We start from the raw sequence: 15,939 nt of genomic DNA, 5'->3' as shown, positions 1-15,939 counted from the left end.
CGATTTTTCTCCGGCCTGGTCAGGCGACTGTCCCGGACGGGCATGGACTACCGTGATGTCCGTGTCCACCGGCCGCGACAACGACGACGAGCGGATCACCGCGCTGGCCCTCGCCGCCGGCCGCGGCGACCGGGCCGCATTGGAAGCCTGGGTCCGCGCGACGCAAGCCGACGCGTGGCGGTTCCTGGCCCACCGCGCCAGCCCGGCCGAAGCGGACGACCTCACCCAGGAAACGTACCTGCGCGCGTTCGGCTCGCTGCCGAGGTTCGCGGGCCGGTCGTCCTCGAGGACGTGGCTGCTGTCCATCGCCCGCCGCGTCGTCGTGGACCGCATCCGCGCGCGCTCGGTCCGCCCCCGCGAATCCACGACCGCCGACTGGCAGCGCGCGGCCGAGGAACAGTCCGCCCGGACGCGCACCGCGGGCTTCGAAGACCTGATCGAACTGGGCCTGCTCCTGGACACTCTCGACGAGGACCGCCGAGAAGCCCTGGTGCTGACCCAATTCCTGGGCCTGTCGTACGCGGAGGCGGCCGAGGTGTGCGGCTGCCCGGTCGGCACGGTGCGTTCCCGGGTGTCCCGCGCCCGCGACGATCTGCTGCGCGCCCAGGAGGAGAACGACACCGCGATGTGACGCGGGGTCCGTTTCTTCGTCAGGTTGCGCGGTTGTCGGTTGGGGCGGGGTCGTTCGGCGGCGAGGCGGTCCGCTTGGTGGGCAGGGTGCTGTTCGCGTCAGGTAACCGGCGGGTTGGTTGGACGGTTAGCTTCGTCGGGTGGTGGCTGCTCGCTCGACAGTGATCGTCCGGGGCGGGCGGTGATAGGTCGCGGGGGCTGGTGATTTGCTCCCTTCCAGAGCAGAGCAGAGCAGAGCAGAGCAGAGCAGAGCAGAGCAGAGCAGAGCAGAGCAGAGCAGAGCAGAGCAGAGCAGAGCAGAGCAGAGCAGAGCCATCGTCGGTCCGGCGGGCCGTCGTTCCGCGCGAACTGGATCATGACGTGATCCACGTCGCGGGAACTCGCCCCCACCTCCTTCCGACCACTCTGGTGTGCGCACTATTCCGACCCCGCACCGGCGGGGTTTGCTTGCCGCGGCAGGGGTTGCCGCGGTGGCCGTCGTGGTGGTGGTCGCCGCGGCGGGCGATGTCTATGCCGCTCTCGGCAACCCGGCTCCTGGTCCGGTCACGTCCTTGGGTACCTCCTTGCTTCGGTTGGTTGCCGACGCGGCCGGGGTGGTCTGCGTCGGCGGGTTGGTGTTCGCGGCGTTTCTGAGCCGGCCGGGCGAAGCGGGCCGGCTCTCCCCGGACGGTTACGCGGCGACCCGCACCGCGGCGGCTGCTGCGGGCGTTTGGGCGCTAGCAGCCGCGATGCTGGTGCCGTTCGACGCCGCTGACGCATCAGGGCGGCCGATTTCCGAGGCGTTGCATCTGGCGAAGCTGGCCGTCCTCGTTGACGCCATGGAGGAACCCAAGGCGTGGCTTTGCGTCCTCGCGGTAGCCGCCGTGGTGGCGATCGGCGTTTGGCGCACGTTGACCTGGCGCACCACGGTGCTGTGGCTCGGCCTTGCCCTCGTCGGGTTGCTGCCGAGGGCGATCGCCGGGCACGTCTCCATCGGCGCGTGGCACGACCTGGCCACGAATGCCTTGGTGTGGCACGTGATCGCGGCGGCGTTGTGGACCGGTGCGCTGGTTGCGCTGCTGGTCCACCGCGGCTCAGGCGCGGCACGAGAAATCGCGCTCCGCCGGTATCGACGGCTGGCGACGTGTTGTCTCGTCGTGCTCGCCGCATCCGGAATCGTCGACGGTCTGGCGCTTGCCCGTCCGGCTGGATTATTTACTGGGTATGGCTTTCTCCTCGGGGTGAAGGTCGTGGTCACGGTGGTGTTGGCGGTGCTGATCGCCGTCACGCGCGGCCATTGGCGTGGCGGCACAGCGGCTCTCGTGGCGGAGGTCGTGGTGCTGGCCGGGGCGATGGGCGTCTCGGCCGGGTTGGCGCATCTGGTGCCGCCGGCGTTCGTGGACGATCCGGCAACAGTCGGCGAGACCGTGCTCGGGTACGACCTGCCTGATCCTCCTTCGTTCGCTCGGCTCTTTCTCGATTGGCGTCCGGACTTGCTCCTCGGTGTCGTCGCGGTGCTTGCGGTCGCGGGCTACGCAGTCGGGGCACGGCGTCTCCGCAATCGCGGCGACGACTGGCCTCGCGGCCGGTTCTGGGCGTGGACGTGCGGCTGGGCGACGGTGCTGATCGCGACGTCGTCCGGTCTGGGCACGTACTCGTCCGGAACCTTCAGCCTGCACATGGTCATCCACATGACACTGGCCATGCTCGCCCCGGTGCTGCTCGTGCTCGGCGGACCGGTGACCCTCGCGCTGCGTGCCTTGCCGGTGGCGGGCAAAGGACCGGACGGTCCGCGCGAGTGGCTCGTGGTGCTGCTGCACTCGCGGTTCACGCGCCTGGTCGCGCACCCGCTGGTGGCGTCTGTGGTGTTCGTCGGCTCGTATTACGCGCTGTACTTCTCGGGTCTGTTCGGCGAGGCGATGCGCTACCACTGGGCGCACCAGCTGATGAACCTCCATTTCCTTGTGTCCGGCTACGTTTTCTTCTGGCTGGTGATCGGCGTCGACCGCCCGCCGCGTTCGATGCCGCATCTCGCGCGGCTCGGCATGATGTTCGCGGTGATGCCGTTCCACGCGTTCTTCGGCGTGATCCTGATGAACAAGCAGACCGTGATCGCCGAGACGTTCTACCGCTACCTCTCCCTGCCGTGGATGCCTGACCTCCTTTCGGATCAACGTCTCGGCGGCGGAATCGCCTGGGCCACCGGGGAAATCCCGATGATCGTGGTCGTCGTGGCGCTGCTGGTGCAGTGGGGCCGCCACGACGACCGCGAAGCCGCCCGGCTGGACCGCCGCTTCGACCAAGGCGACGACGACGATTTCGCCGCCTACAACGCGATGCTCGCCAACCTGGCGGCCAGAAGGCAGTAACCGAGGCCCGATGCCCGCCGGTGCGGATCAGGGTCGGCCGCCCCTGAGTTCCACACGACCGGCATCGGTCCGTCGGCCGCTGAATCCGGCCGCCCGCAGATCTCGTGCCCGCGTTGCCGCTCGCGGCGAAGATCTCGTTGCACCGAGCCGATTCCGCCGCTAGACCACCGCAGTCACCACCTTGTCCAAGGCTCCGCCTTTGACGTCGTCGACGAGAACTTTCAGCTGTGCCAAGCTCATCTGCACTCGCTGCCCGAAGTCGTCGGTCAGCACGACGCGACGCTCTGGCGGGGCGGCGTCGTCGAGGAACAGCTCCGGGCAGCCGCAGTCGCAGTTGCCGCAGAACGTGGTCACGTGCTGAAGGTTTCCTGCTGAGCCAAGGGTTTCGGACATTTTCGCTCCTGTCTGATCGGGTTGGGTCGGGCACTGCCACCATCCGGATAGTCGTCGGGGAGAGCCGAAAGGTTCCCAAGTCACCCGAAGGAGTGGCGGCGGAAAAACAGGCGTACGATGGAAATCGGTCCGCCTTCCCCGGCCCGGCACTGCCACCGACTTCGTGCCCGTCCTGGAATCCGGAGAACCATGTCTACGCAGACCGCCGCCCCCGCGGCGACCCCGACCCGTCAACTCGATCTCGCCGTCGGCGGGATGACCTGTGCCGCCTGTGCGGCGCGCGTCGAGCGATCCCTTGGCAAACTCGACGGCGTCCGCGCCACGGTGAACTACGCGACCGAACGCGCGACTGTCCACTATCCGCCTGACCTCGACCCCGCTTCGCTGGTCGCGACGATCGAACGCGCGGGCTACACCGCGGCTGTCCGCGGCGAAGCGACCCCGGAAAACCGCGACGCGCGGGTCCGCGACCTGCGCCGCCGGCTGATCGTGGCGGCGGTGCTGGCCGTCCCGCTCGGCAACCTTTCGATCACGCTCGCGCTCGTGCCGTCGCTGCGATTCCCGTTGTGGGAGCTGGTGTGCCTGCTGCTCGCGACCCCGGTCGTGTTCTGGTCGGCGGCACCGTTCCACCGGGCCGCGCTGCGCAATCTGCGGCACCGGTCGTCCAGTATGGACACGCTCGTTTCCTTGGGCATGCTGGCGTCCTACCTGTGGTCGGCGGTTTCGGTGCTGATCGGATCGGGCAGTGAGGCGGGCTACTGGATCGGGTTCGGCGCGACCGCGCCGGGCGCGGATTCGGTGTACCTCGACGTCGCGGCCGGAGTGACCACGTTCTTGCTCGCCGGCCGGTACTTCGAGGCGCGGTCCCGGCGTGGTGCGGCGGACCTGCTCGGCGCGCTGGACGCGCTGGCGGCGAAGGACGTGCGGATTCTGCGCGCGGACGGTGAAGAGCTGGTCGGAATCGGCGAACTGGCGGTAGGTGACCGGTTCGTGGTGCGACCGGGGGAGAAGATCGCCGCGGACGGAACCGTCGACAGCGGTCTGTCCACAGTGGATGTCAGCGCTATCACGGGCGAACCCGTTCCGGCGGAGGTCGGGCCGGGAAACCGGGTGATCGGCGGGAGCATCAACCTGAACGGCCGGCTGGTGGTGCGTGCGGAGGCCGTGGGAGCGCGATCGCAGCTGGCGCAGATGAGTGCGCTCGCCGAGCGCGCGCAGGAGCGGAAGGCGGCGGTGCAACGGCTGGCCGACCGGGTGTGCGCGGTCTTCGTCCCGGTGGTGTCGGCGTTGGCGGTGCTCACCCTCGCGGGGTGGTTGCTCACCGGGAATCCGGTGAGGGACGCGTTCGGCGCGGCGGTGTCCGTGCTGATCATCGCGTGCCCGTGCGCGTTGGGGCTCGCGACGCCGACCGCGCTGATGGTCGGCGTCGGGCGGGGTGCCCAGCTCGGGATCCTCGTAAAGGGGCCGGATGCTCTCGAGGCGAGCCGGACGGTCGACACCGTCGTGCTGGACAAGACCGGCACCGTAACGGAGGGGCGGATGACTCTCTCCGAGACCCGGGCGTTCGGATCGTTCTCGCCGACGGAGGTGCTTCATCTCGCGGCCGCGGTCGAAGCGTCGTCAGAACACCCGATTGCCGCGGCGATTGTCGCTGCTGGCCCGGCGGTGCTTCCGGCTGCTGAATTCGAGGCACTGCCCGGGCTGGGTGCCCGCGGTGTGGTTGAGGGAACGGCGGTGGTCGTCGGGCGGCCGAGGTTGCTGGCGGACGAAGGGATTTCGGTTGGCCCTGAGGTCGAAGCCGCGGTGGCGTCGGCGGAGGCCGGCGGGGCGACGGTGGTGCTCGTGTCGGCGGCCGGTCAGGTCGCGGGCATGCTCGCCGTGCGGGACGAGGTGAAGCCTTCGGCGCGGGCGGCGGTCGCGCAATTGCATCGGCTGGGGTTGAAAACAGTGCTGCTGACCGGCGACAACGAGGTGACGGCCCAGGCGGTCGCCGCGGAGGTCGGGATTCCCGACGTGCTCGCCGGAGTCTTGCCGAGCGAGAAGGCGGCGGCGGTGTCTGCGTTGCAGGACAAGGGGCATCGGGTGGCGATGGTCGGCGACGGGGTGAACGACGCTCCGGCGCTGGCGACCGCTGATCTCGGGCTGGCAGTCGCCGAGGGGACCGATCTCGCCTTGCGGTCAGCCGACATCATCCTCGTCCGCGACGACCTCTCGGTGCTTCCGGACGCGATCCGTCTCGCGCAACGCACGTTGCGCACCATTCGGGGGAATCTCGTCTGGGCGTTCGGGTACAACGTGGCCGCGCTGCCGCTCGCCGCGTGCGGACTGCTGAACCCGCTGATCGCGGGGGCGGCGATGTCGCTGTCGTCGGTGCTGGTGGTGGCCAACAGCCTGCGATTGCGGAACTTCGCGCCGGGTCGCTGAGCCCGGGGTGGGCGGGATCACCCTGGCCGACGCTCACTCGATTAGGTTAGGTTTGCCTAATCAGTCGGCGACGGAGGGTGAGGTGCGCGGTGACGCGGGACGCGGGAGCCGGGATCGAAGGGCGGATCGCGCTGGTGACCGGCGGTGCGCGCGGGATCGGGGCGGCCGTCGTGGGGGCGCTCGCCCGAGCCGGTGCCGTGGTGGCTGCGGTGGACATCGACGAGGAGGGGTTGCGGGAGGTCGCGGCGCGGGACTACGGCGCGGGGCTGGGCCGGGCGGATGTCCGAGGTGATTCGGACGCCGGCGCCGGTGAAGATACTGTGCGGGCTTCTGTTGCGGTGGAAGCGTCCGCGGCGCGTGCTGGCGAGCGAGTTTCTGGGGGTGTCCCGGCGGGGACACTCGCGGGTGGCGACGTCGCCGGGAGTTCTGCGGCGGCGGGTGGCGATGGCGCACGGCCTTCCGGGGTTGCGGCTGAAGGGGATTTGTCGAGCGGTGCAGTGCCGACTTCTGCTGATGGGGCAGCGGAGGTGGTCGCTGCGCTGGTAGCCGACGGCGGCGTTGATACGGCGCGGGCTCACGCGGCTGGCGACGCCGGGCGGCCGGTTGACGTCCAGCCGTCGGCCGGTGGGCACGTGGTGCCGTTCGTGGCGGATGTCGGGGATCCGGCGGCGGTCGCGCGGGTCGTGGCGGACGTCGAGCGGGAGTTGGGGCCGATCGGGATCGGGGTCTCGGTCGCGGGGGTGCTGCGGCCCGGGTCGGTGGGGGAGACCAGCGACGAGGACTGGGCGGCGACCTTCGCGGTCAACTCGACCGGGGTTTTCACTGTGCTGCGCGAGATCTCCCGGAGGATGCAGCCGCGGGGGAGCGGGGCGCTGGTCACCGTCGGGTCGAACGCGGCCGGTGTCCCGCGGACCGGGATGGCGGCTTACGCGGCTTCGAAGGCCGCGGCGACCATGCTCACCCGCTGTCTCGGGCTGGAGCTCGCCGGGTCGGGGATCCGGTGCAACATCGTCTCGCCGGGGTCGACGGACACCGACATGCAACGTCTACTGTGGACGGACGACTCCGGCGAACACCGGGTTATCGCAGGGAATCCGGAGCAGTTCCGCGTCGGGATTCCGCTCGGGCGGATCGCCGATCCCGCCGACATCGCGGACGCGGTGCTGTTCCTCGCGTCCGACCGGGCCCGGCACATCACCATGCAGAACCTCTACGTCGACGGCGGGGCCACGCTTCGCGCGTGACCCGGGTCGATCCGCCGGGCGGCTTTTCCTTTTCGTCCGGATACGTTACTGTCCATTAGGTTAGGCTAACCGAACAGTCAAGGTCCGGACCTTGTGCAGGAACGGACGGGGCGGCTCGGCCGCCTGCGCGTGTGCGAAAGGGAATTCACCTCGTGTCCTCACCTGCTCCGGCCCGTCCGCGGCCGGTCCACCGGGCGGCGGATCTCCTGGCCGCGTACCTGCCGGGGTCGTTCTACTACTCGTCGGCCCGCGGGGTGCTGCTCGCCGACGGGGTGCACTCGCACGTCCGCGGCACGACGGGCAACCGGGCCGCGGCGGCTGCCGAGGCGTTGGAAGCCGCGGTGCTGGCGGGGGTCGCGAATCCGGTCGTGGTGGGGGCGATCGGGTTCCGGCCGGATTCCGGGAGCAGCTTGATCGTGCCCGCGGTGGTGCGGCGGGCCGAGATGCCGGGCGACGGCGGCCTGCGAATGGGGGAAAGTTCGCGGGTCGTGGGCGATGCGGCGGAGTCCGGCGGGGACGCGGGTGAGTGTTCGCAGGCGGCCGAGTTCGGCGGGAACGCAGGCGGGCGTTCGCAGGTGGCGAGCAGTGCGGTGGAGCCTGATGGGAACCAGAGTGCGGCCGTCGCCGGATCGCGTAGCGGTTCAGGCGTCGACGGCATCGATGCCGCCACCTCCTGGACCGTAATCCCGCAGCCAGCGCCCGAGGTTTATGCCGAAAGCGTCCGTCGGGCGGTCAATCTCATCGGTGACGGGGAACTTCGTAAGGTCGTCCTCGCCCGGGCACTGGATCTCGTGGGCGAGCAAGGGGTTTCCGTGCGGAAACTCCTCCGCAACCTCGTCGTGGCGGATCCTGCGGCGCATGCCTTTGCTGTCGACGTCAGTGCGCCTGGGGATCCGGCGCCGCGGACGCTCGTCGGGGCCAGTCCGGAGTTGCTGGTGTCTCGCAAGGGGAACGTCGTGACCGCGAATCCGCTTGCCGGGTCGCGGCGGCGGACGGGGGATCCGGCGCAGGACGCGCAGGCGATTTCGGAGCTGCGAGTGTCCGAAAAGGACCTCAATGAGCATGCCCTCGTCGCCGCGCAGGTAGCGGAGGTGTTGGGGCGCTACTGCACCGAGCTGGACGTTCCGGAAGAGCCGGAAGTGATTGGCACGCCTACGATGTGGCACCTTTCGACCCGGATCACCGGGCGCGTGGGGGCGGATGGGCCGTCGTCGTTGGAGTTGGCTGAGGCGTTGCATCCGACGCCCGCGGTGTGCGGGGTGCCGGTCGGTCTGGCGCGCGACACGATTGCGCGGCTCGAGCCGGAGGATCGCGGGTATTACGCGGGACTGGTCGGGTGGACCGATCTCGCGGGGGACGGCGAATGGGTCGTCACGATCCGGTGTGCCGAGGTGTCCGACAAGACCGCGCGGTTGTTCGCGGGGGCGGGGGTCGTCGCCGGGTCTGATCCGGCGGCGGAATTGGCGGAGACCAGTGCGAAGTTCGGGACGCTGCTGCGTGCGCTCGGTGCGGAGGGGGTCGCGTGAGTTTGTGGCGGGAAGCCGCGGCGAGCGGATGTCGGCGAGGCAGGACGTTGCTGAGCGCGGAGGAGACGGCGGCGCGGTATCGGGCGAGTAGGTGTCTGCGAGGGCTGACGCTGCTGGGTGCGGAGGAAGTCGCGTGAGTTTGTGGCGGGAAGCCGCGGCAAGCGGGTGTCGACGAGACCGGACGTTGCTGAGCGCGGAGGGCGACGCATGAGCTTGTGGCCAGAGGAAACCGCAGCGCAGTACCGGGCCAGTGGCTACTGGCGGGGACAAACATTCGGAGCCTTGCTCACCTCGCTCAAGGAGGCGTACGCGAACCGCACGGCGGTGGTCGGCGAAGGGCAGCGCTGGACGTTCGCCGAGGTGGACGAGCGGGCTCATCGGTTGGCCGCCGGGTTTGTCGCGAGCGGGATCGGGCAGGGCGATCGGGTCGTCGTGCAGTTGCCGAATATTCCGGAGTTCGTGTCGGTCGTCTTCGGGTTGTGGCGGGCCGGGGCGGTGCCGGTGTTCGCGTTGCCTGCGCATCGGGACAGCGAGTTGCGGCACTTCGCCGAGCAGAGCGACGCGAAAGCGATCCTTACCGTCGGCGAGCATGCTGGGCATGATCACGCGAAGATGGCGCGGGAAGTCGCGCAGCAGCGGAAAGTCTTCGTCGTCGGGGAACCGGAATTCGCGGCGTTGGCGGAGACCGCGCCGCGGGAGTTGCCGGAGCCGGATTCGGAGGGGATGGCGTTTCTGCAGCTGTCCGGTGGCAGCACTGGGTTGCCGAAGCTGATTCCGCGGACGCACGACGATTATCTGTACAGCGTGCGGGAAAGTGCGCGGATTTGCGGGCTCAAGAAGGAAAGCGTGTATCTCGCGGCGTTGCCTGTCGCGCATAATTTTCCGCTCAGTTCGCCTGGGTTGCTCGGTGCGCTGCACGCGGGGGCGGCCACGGTGATGGCGCCACGGCCGGACGCTGACACCGCGTTTCGGCTGATCGAGGCTGAGGGCGTCACGATCAGCGGGGTCGTTCCGCCGTTGGCGGCGGCTTGGGTGCAGGCGGCGGCGCGGACCCAGCGGGATCTGTCCTCTTTGGACGTTCTGCTGGTCGGCGGGGCCAAGTGCGGCCGGGAGCTCGCGGAACGCATCGGTCCGGCGCTGGGGTGCCGGCTGCAGCAGGTGTTCGGCATGGCGGAGGGGCTCGTCTGTTACACCCGGCTGGACGATCCGGCGGACCTCGTGCTCAGCACCCAGGGGCGGCCGATTTCGCCGGACGACGAGGTGCGCGTCGTGAACCCGGACGATCCGCTGGCGAAGTCGGACGATCTTGTCGAGCCGGGCGAAATCGGTGCGTTGCTTACGCGCGGGCCGTACACGATTCGCGGGTACTACAACGCCGCTGAGCACAATAAGACCGCGTTTACCGAGGACGGGTTTTACCGCACCGGCGATTTGGTGCGGCAAAAGGAATCCGGGCACCTCGAGGTCGTCGGGCGGGCGAAGGAACAGATCAACCGCGGCGGGGAGAAGGTCGCTGCGGAAGAGGTCGAGAACCATCTGATGGCGCATCCGGGCGTGCTCGACGCCGCCGTCGTCGCGGTGCCGGACGAGTACCTCGGCGAGCGGACCTGTGCGTACGTCGTTCCGGCGGACGGGGAGCAGCCCAGCGCGGCGGAACTGCGCCGGTTCGTGCGCGGGCGCGGGGTGGCCGCGTTCAAGGTGCCGGATCTGGTGGAGGTGGTCGGGGAGTTCCCGGTCACCGGCGTGGGCAAGACCAGCAAACGCGAACTGCGGGCGGCGCTGGCCGCCCTGGCGAAGGAGAGGTGAAGCGTGTCCCTGCCGAGAATCCGGGCGTACCCGCTGCCGACGGCGGCGGACCTGCCCGCGGGCCGGGTCGGGTGGCGGCCCGACCCGGCGCGGGCGGCTTTGCTCGTGCACGACGTCCAGCGGTATTTCCTTGCCCCGTACGAGGGTTCGCCGATTCCGGAGATGGTGGCGAACATCGCGGAGCTCGCCGAGAAGGCGCGGAGCTACGGCATGCCGGTGTTCTACACCGCGCAGCCGGGCAAGCAGCCCGCCGCCGATCGCGGGCTGCTCACCGAATTCTGGGGCGACGGCATCGGCGCGGTGATCGACGACGACCCGCGCGCGGCGGACATCGTTGACGAGCTGGCTCCGCGGCCGGGCGACACCGTGCTGGACAAATGGCGCTACAGCGCGTTCCAGCGCAGCTCTTTCCGCGAGCAGCTCGGCGACCGCGACCAGTTGCTGATCACCGGCGTGTACGCGCACATCGGCTGCCAGACGACGGCGGTCGAGGCGTTCATGCGCGACGTCCGGCCGTTCCTGATCAGCGACGCGGTCGCGGACTTCGACCGCTCCCGGCACGACCAGGCGTGCGAGTACGTCGCGCAACGCTGCGGCGTCGTCACCACCACCGCCGACGCGCTCGCCGCGCTGTCGGCGCCGATTCCCGCAGGAGCACCTCGATGAGCACCCCCGGACTGACTGCCGAGCAGGTCAACGCCGACGTCGCCGACCTGCTCGGCTGCGGCCTCGACGAGCTGACCCCGGACACCGATCTCGCCGACCTCGGCCTCGATTCGATGCGGATCATGAGCCTGGTCGAGAAGTGGCGCGGCGCGGGCGCGCCCCAGCTGGAGTTCGCCGACCTCGCCGAGGACCCGCGGCTCGGGCACTGGACGAAGCTGCTCACCGGCGGCTCGCAGTGAGCCGGGATACCCACCGGCACCGCCACACCGCCCGGATCGCGGAGGTCCGCGCGGGGCGGCAGGCCGAGAAAGTGCCGTACCCCATCCGGATCCGGCGCGCCGAGGTCGTGCGAACCAGCGCGGTCGGCGCGGGATTGCTGCGCGTCACCCTCGGCGGGCCGGGCACGGCCGGGTTCGAGGCGCATTCGCCGGACGAGCACGTGAAGATCCTCTTCCCGGACGCCGACGGCGAGCTTCGGCTGCCCGAGGCGAACGGCGACATGCTCCGCTGGCCGAAGCCGTCGCCGGTCTCGCGCGAGTACACCGTCCGCCGCTACGACCCGGCGTCCGGCGAGCTGGACCTCGACGTCGCCCTGCACGACGGCGGTCTCGGCTCGGACTGGGCGCGCGCGGTGCGGCCGGGCGAGACCGTGCACGTCGCCGGTCCGCCGGGCGGGCTGATCGTGCCGCACAACTACGACCGCTACCTGCTCGCCGGCGACATCACGGCGCTGCCCGCCCTCGCGCGCTGGCTGGAGGAACTGCCGCGGACCGCTGCGGGCTGGGCGTTCGCCGAGGTCGCCGACGCGAGCGAGGAGATAGACCTCGACGCGCCGGACGGCGTCGAAGTCCATTGGCTGCACCGCGGAACCGCCGCACCGGGCAGCGTCGAGCTGCTCGCCGACGCCGTGCGCGAAGTCAAAGTGCCGGAAGGCGAACGGCTTTACGCGTGGATCGCCGGGGAAGCGGGCGCGATCAAGCCGCTGCGCCGCTGGCTGCGCGACGACCTCGGGCTCGCCCGCGAGGACTACGACGTGACCGGCTACTGGAAACGCGGCGTCGCGGACTTCGACGACGAGCACGACCACTGATTCATCAGCAACAGCAAGGACCCTCGCATGACCGTCACCAGAAAGACCCGTCTCGCTGCCGCCGCGCTCGCGGTCGCCCTCACCGTCGTCGCGGGCTGCGGCTCCGGCGACGCGCAGAGCAGCAGCGGGAGCGACGCCCCGACCCGCGTGTTCGCCGCTGACAACGGCGAGATCAAGATCCCGGTCAAGCCGAAGCGCGTGATCGCGACCGGTTACGCGGTTCCGGCGCTGCTCGAGGCGAAGGCGCCGCTCGTCGGGATCTCGACGTGGAAGCGCGGCCTGCCGATGATGACGACCGAGGACCGCAAGAAGTACGACGAGCTGCCGAAGGTCGCGGGCGAGCAGGCCGCCGAGACGAACTACGAAGCGATCGCGCAGGCCGATCCGGACCTGATCGTGATCGGCGTGCCGAAGCCGGTGCTCGCGGACATCGACGTCAAGCGGCTGCAGGAGATCGCGCCGGTCGTGGCGATCGGCCCGTCGGTGCCGTCGGCGTGGCGGGAGCTTTCGCGCAAGCAGTCCGACGCGGCCGGCGCGCTGGCCGGGTTCGACGCCGCGCGCCAGGAGTACGAGGCGAAGGCGAAGCAGCTCGCGGACAAGTACAAAGCCGTGCTGCCGCAGCTGAAACTGGGGCACGTCGGCGCGTACGGCGAGGTCGCGAAGGGCAACTTCCAGCGCGAGTTCAAGGATTCCTGGGGCACCAACGTCGCGCAGGACATCGGCGCGAACTACTTCGGCCAGGTGAAGGTCAAGGGCGGCGGTTCGAAGGACGTCAGCGAGTACCCGTCGATCGAGGAGCTGCCGACCGAGTTCGCGCAGGCGGACGCGATCACCTACTCGGTGAAGCCGGACGGCTCGGTGCCGCCCGCGGTGAAGTACGTGCTCGATTCGCCGCTGTGGAAGGAACTTCCCGCAGTGAAGGCGGGCAAGACCTTCGCCTTCCGCTACACCGAAGCGGCCACCTACCGGGCGGCGATGAAGACGCTGGACGCGGTGGACCAGGCGTTCGCGCCGCTGCTGAAGAAGTGACCGCGCGCAGCCGGACCGCGCTGCTGGCCGCCGCCGTCGTCCTGCTGGCGGCGGTGGCCGTGGTCAGCGTGGGCGTCGGCGCGCACGGCATCGCGCCGGCGGAGGTGCTCCAGGCCATCTTCGGGCACGGCGATCCGGCGGATCAGGCGGTGGTGCGCGACGTCCGCGCGCCGCGTGCGCTGCTGGCGGTCGGGGTCGGCGCGGCGCTGGCGGTGGCCGGGGTGCTCGTCCAGGTGTTGTCTCGCAACCCGTTGGCCGAACCTGGTGTGCTCGGGGTGACCGCCGGGGCTGGGTTCGCCATCACGATCGGTTCCGCGCTCGGCATCGCCGTTTCCGCGTCGGGGGAGTTGTTGTTCGCGGTGCTCGGCGCGGTGCTGGCGACCCTGCTGGTGTACGCGGTCGGCCGGCGGTCGCCGTTGCGGATGGTGCTGACCGGCACCGCGCTGACGTTCGTGCTCAGCGGCGTTTCGCTTGGGCTGCGGTTGCTGCTGCCGGACACCTTCGATCGGTACCGGTTCTGGGCGGTCGGCTCGCTGGCTGGTCGGGAACAGGCTCCGCTGACGGTTCCGTTGATCGTCATTGCGGTGAGCGTGGTCGCGGCGTTCCTGTTGAGCCGCCAGTTGAATGCGCTTGCGCTGGGCGACACCGTCGCGCACACTCTCGGCGCGCGCGTCGCCCGGATCCGTGCGGTGACACTGTTGCTGATCACCCTGCTGGCCGGAGCGGCGACCGCGGTGGCCGGGCCGATTCTGTTCGTCGGCCTGATCGTGCCGCATCTCGCGCGCCGAGCAGCGGGCGCGTCGGTGCCGTGGCTGACCGCGTTCGCGGTGGTGCTGGGCCCGATTCTGCTGCTGGTGTCGGACATCGGCTCGCGCGTGCTGCTGCCGACCGGCGAGGTGCCGGTCGCGATCGTGACGGCGTTCGTCGGCGGCCCGGTGCTGATCTGGGCGGTCCGCAAGTACGGGACGGCCGCGTTATGACCGCGTTCGTGTTCCGCCGAGGGCGGATTTCGTTGCGGGTCGAGCGTCGCACGGTCGTTCTCGTCGCCGTGCTCGGCGTCGTTCTCGCCGGGCTCGCGTTGCTGGGGCTTTGCTACGGCGCGGCCTGGGCGAGTCCGGCGCGGGTGTTCGCCGCGCTCGGCGGGTCCGGCGGCGGACCGGGCGTGGTGATCCGCGAATGGCGGTTGCCGCGCGTGGCGGCCGGGCTGGTGTTCGGGGCCGCGCTCGGGCTGGCCGGGGCGATTTTTCAGAACGTCACGCGGAATCCGCTCGGCAGCCCCGACGTGATCGGTCTCGACTCCGGTGCTTACACCGGCGCATTGATCGCGATGACGGTGCTGTCCGGGTCGTCGGCGCAGCTGACGTTCGCGTCGGTGGTCGGCGGGCTGATCACCGCGGCCGCGGTCTATCTGCTGTCGATGGGCGGCAGCCGGTCCGGGTTGCGGCTGATCGTCATCGGGATCGCGATCAACGCGATGCTGACCGCGTTGAACTCGTGGATCGTGCTGCGCGCCGACCTCGAAGTGGCGATCGCCGCGGTCGGCTGGAGCGCCGGTTCGCTCAACGGCATCGGCTGGAGCGACGTCGCGGTGCCGTTCGGGGTGCTGGCCGTGCTGTTCGCGGTGCTGCTGACCCGCGCGCCCGCGCTGCACCAAGCGGCGCTCGGCACGGAACTCGCGGTGACGACCGGCGTCCGGCACGAATCCCTGCGGCTGCAGCTGGTCGTGATCGGCGTCGCCTGCACGGCGACGGTCACCGCGGTAGCCGGGCCGATCGCGTTCGTCGCGCTCGCCGCGCCGCAGATCGGCCGCAGGCTCGCCCGCGCGCCCGGCATCCCGCTGCTGCCCGCGGCACTGACCGGTGCGCTGCTGCTCGCCGGTGCCGACCTCGTCGCGCAGATGCTGCTCGCCCCGGTCTCGCTGCCAGTCGGAGTGGTCAGCACGGCGATCGGCGGCTGCTACCTGATCTGGCTGCTCACCAAGGAGGTGCGGCGGAAGTGACCGCCCGCTTGACCGCGCGGGACCTCACCCTGCGCTACGGCGACCGCGTCGTGTCGACGCAGTTGCAGCTCGACGTGCCCGACCGCGCGTTCACCGCGGTGGTCGGCCCGAACGCGTGCGGCAAATCGACATTGCTGCGCGCGTTCGTCCGGCTGCTCCGCCCGTCCGACGGCGGCGTGACCTTCGACGGCCGCGAGGTCGGGGCGTATCCGGCGAAGGCGCTGGCGCGGGAACTCGGCTTCCTGCCGCAGGATCCGTCCGCTCCGGAGGACGTCCGCGTCCGGCAGCTGGTCGCGCGCGGGCGGTTCCCGCACCAGTCGCTGCTGTCGTCGTGGTCGGAGGAGGACGAGACCGCGGTGGTCGGCGCGATGACCGCGGCCGGCGTCGCCGGGCTGGCCGACCGTCCGGTGCAGGAGCTGTCCGGCGGGCAGCGGCAGCGCGTGTGGATCGCGGTCGTGCTCGCGCAGCGCACGCCGTACCTGCTGCTCGACGAACCGACGTCGTTCCTCGACATCGCGCACCAGTACCAGGTGCTGGAGCTGCTGAAGCGGCTGCGCGACGAGGGCCGCACGGTGATCGCGGTGCTGCACGACATCAACCAGGCCTGCCGGTACGCCGACCACGTCGTCGCCATGCGCGACGGCCGGGTCGTGGCCGAGGGCGAGCCCGGCGACGTCGTGGACGCCGCGCTGATCAAGGAAGTCTTCGACCTGCCGAGCGTCGTGGTGCCCGATCCGGTCACCGGCACGCCGATGGTCGTGCCGTCGCTCTGACCCCGGGAGTC

General features: G+C 70.4%; 14 protein-coding genes and 1 pseudogene. 14 read left to right on the top strand and 1 reads right to left on the bottom strand.

Annotated features, from left to right (window positions below):
- The first annotated feature begins 61 nt into the window (after positions 1 to 61).
- Together WA670_RS24110 and WA670_RS24105 are read left to right on the top strand one after the other, a co-directional pair.
- Positions 62 to 631, top strand: coding sequence for a sigma-70 family RNA polymerase sigma factor (locus WA670_RS24110; RefSeq protein ID WP_106961353.1), 570 nt, complete (start codon positions 62 to 64; stop codon positions 629 to 631).
- Positions 632 to 1,100: 469 nt separating this feature from the next.
- Positions 1,101 to 2,978 (top strand): cytochrome c oxidase assembly protein, encoded by a 1,878-nt coding sequence (locus WA670_RS24105; protein WP_238607126.1) that lies wholly within the window; start codon positions 1,101 to 1,103, stop codon positions 2,976 to 2,978.
- 159 nt (positions 2,979 to 3,137) lie between these two features.
- On the opposite strand, the gene WA670_RS24100 is transcribed toward WA670_RS24105, so the two are convergent.
- A complete protein-coding gene (locus WA670_RS24100) occupies positions 3,138 to 3,371 on the bottom strand; it encodes a hypothetical protein (RefSeq protein WP_134731933.1) in 234 nt (77 codons plus the stop codon).
- Between the two features lie 189 nt (positions 3,372 to 3,560).
- Here WA670_RS24100 and WA670_RS24095 point away from each other — a divergent pair, with 189 nt between their 5' ends.
- The 12 genes and pseudogenes from WA670_RS24095 to WA670_RS24040 all read left to right on the top strand — a co-directional run bounded on the left by WA670_RS24095 (position 3,561) and on the right by WA670_RS24040 (position 15,928).
- Positions 3,561 to 5,795 (top strand): heavy metal translocating P-type ATPase, encoded by a 2,235-nt coding sequence (locus WA670_RS24095; RefSeq protein ID WP_134731931.1) that lies wholly within the window; start codon positions 3,561 to 3,563, stop codon positions 5,793 to 5,795.
- A gap of 77 nt (positions 5,796 to 5,872) precedes the next feature.
- Positions 5,873 to 6,031 (top strand): annotated as a pseudogene (locus tag WA670_RS24090) (SDR family NAD(P)-dependent oxidoreductase); the annotation flags it as partial.
- A gap of 246 nt (positions 6,032 to 6,277) precedes the next feature.
- Positions 6,278 to 7,039 (top strand): 2,3-dihydro-2,3-dihydroxybenzoate dehydrogenase, encoded by a 762-nt coding sequence (locus tag WA670_RS24085; RefSeq protein WP_238608372.1) that lies wholly within the window; start codon positions 6,278 to 6,280, stop codon positions 7,037 to 7,039.
- Between the two features lie 152 nt (positions 7,040 to 7,191).
- On the top strand, positions 7,192 to 8,565 hold the full coding sequence (locus WA670_RS24080) for an isochorismate synthase (RefSeq protein ID WP_336158933.1): 1,374 nt from the start codon (positions 7,192 to 7,194) through the stop codon (positions 8,563 to 8,565).
- A 207-nt stretch (positions 8,566 to 8,772) separates the two neighbouring features.
- Positions 8,773 to 10,371, top strand: a complete 1,599-nt coding sequence (locus WA670_RS24075; protein ID WP_336158932.1) for a (2,3-dihydroxybenzoyl)adenylate synthase — start codon at positions 8,773 to 8,775, stop codon at positions 10,369 to 10,371.
- Between the two features lie 3 nt (positions 10,372 to 10,374).
- Complete coding sequence (locus WA670_RS24070) at positions 10,375 to 11,037, top strand: isochorismatase family protein (protein ID WP_043833362.1); 663 nt, start codon at positions 10,375 to 10,377, stop codon at positions 11,035 to 11,037.
- A complete protein-coding gene (locus WA670_RS24065) occupies positions 11,034 to 11,276 on the top strand; it encodes a phosphopantetheine-binding protein (RefSeq protein WP_134666574.1) in 243 nt (80 codons plus the stop codon). Before WA670_RS24070 ends, WA670_RS24065 begins: the two co-directional genes overlap by 4 nt.
- On the top strand, positions 11,273 to 12,127 hold the full coding sequence (locus WA670_RS24060) for a siderophore-interacting protein (protein ID WP_134666576.1): 855 nt from the start codon (positions 11,273 to 11,275) through the stop codon (positions 12,125 to 12,127). The genes WA670_RS24065 and WA670_RS24060 overlap by 4 nt, the downstream gene beginning before the upstream one ends.
- A 27-nt stretch (positions 12,128 to 12,154) precedes the next feature.
- Complete coding sequence (locus WA670_RS24055; RefSeq protein WP_336158931.1) at positions 12,155 to 13,156, top strand: ABC transporter substrate-binding protein; 1,002 nt, start codon at positions 12,155 to 12,157, stop codon at positions 13,154 to 13,156.
- The gene (locus tag WA670_RS24050; RefSeq protein ID WP_037819824.1) at positions 13,153 to 14,136 is read left to right on the top strand and encodes a FecCD family ABC transporter permease; all 984 of its coding nucleotides are present in this window, start codon (positions 13,153 to 13,155) and stop codon (positions 14,134 to 14,136) included. The genes WA670_RS24055 and WA670_RS24050 overlap by 4 nt, the downstream gene beginning before the upstream one ends.
- Positions 14,133 to 15,155, top strand: a complete 1,023-nt coding sequence (locus WA670_RS24045; protein WP_134731925.1) for a FecCD family ABC transporter permease — start codon at positions 14,133 to 14,135, stop codon at positions 15,153 to 15,155. The genes WA670_RS24050 and WA670_RS24045 overlap by 4 nt, the downstream gene beginning before the upstream one ends.
- Positions 15,152 to 15,928: an ABC transporter ATP-binding protein gene (locus tag WA670_RS24040; protein ID WP_336158930.1), complete on the top strand. Its 777-nt coding sequence runs from the start codon at positions 15,152 to 15,154 to the stop codon at positions 15,926 to 15,928. The genes WA670_RS24045 and WA670_RS24040 overlap by 4 nt, the downstream gene beginning before the upstream one ends.
- The last annotated feature ends 11 nt before the right edge of the window (positions 15,929 to 15,939 follow it).

Source organism: Amycolatopsis sp. VC5-11 (assembly GCF_037034185.1).
GTDB lineage: Bacteria > Actinomycetota > Actinomycetes > Mycobacteriales > Pseudonocardiaceae > Amycolatopsis > Amycolatopsis nivea.
The sequence above is the reverse complement of the archived record's forward strand: the minus strand, read 5'-3'. Positions and strand labels throughout refer to the sequence as shown.

What these genes read in the sequence shown, in the direction of transcription:
- WA670_RS24100 (WP_134731933.1), bottom strand. Translation starts at nt 3,371, where the DNA reads ATGTCCGAAACCCTTGGCTCAGCAGGAAACCTTCAGCACGTGACCACG.
- WA670_RS24045 (WP_134731925.1), top strand. Translation starts at nt 14,133, where the DNA reads ATGACCGCGTTCGTGTTCCGCCGAGGGCGGATTTCGTTGCGGGTCGAG.
- WA670_RS24075 (WP_336158932.1), top strand. Translation starts at nt 8,773, where the DNA reads ATGAGCTTGTGGCCAGAGGAAACCGCAGCGCAGTACCGGGCCAGTGGC.
- WA670_RS24095 (WP_134731931.1), top strand. Translation starts at nt 3,561, where the DNA reads ATGTCTACGCAGACCGCCGCCCCCGCGGCGACCCCGACCCGTCAACTC.
- WA670_RS24055 (WP_336158931.1), top strand. Translation starts at nt 12,155, where the DNA reads ATGACCGTCACCAGAAAGACCCGTCTCGCTGCCGCCGCGCTCGCGGTC.
- WA670_RS24065 (WP_134666574.1), top strand. Translation starts at nt 11,034, where the DNA reads ATGAGCACCCCCGGACTGACTGCCGAGCAGGTCAACGCCGACGTCGCC.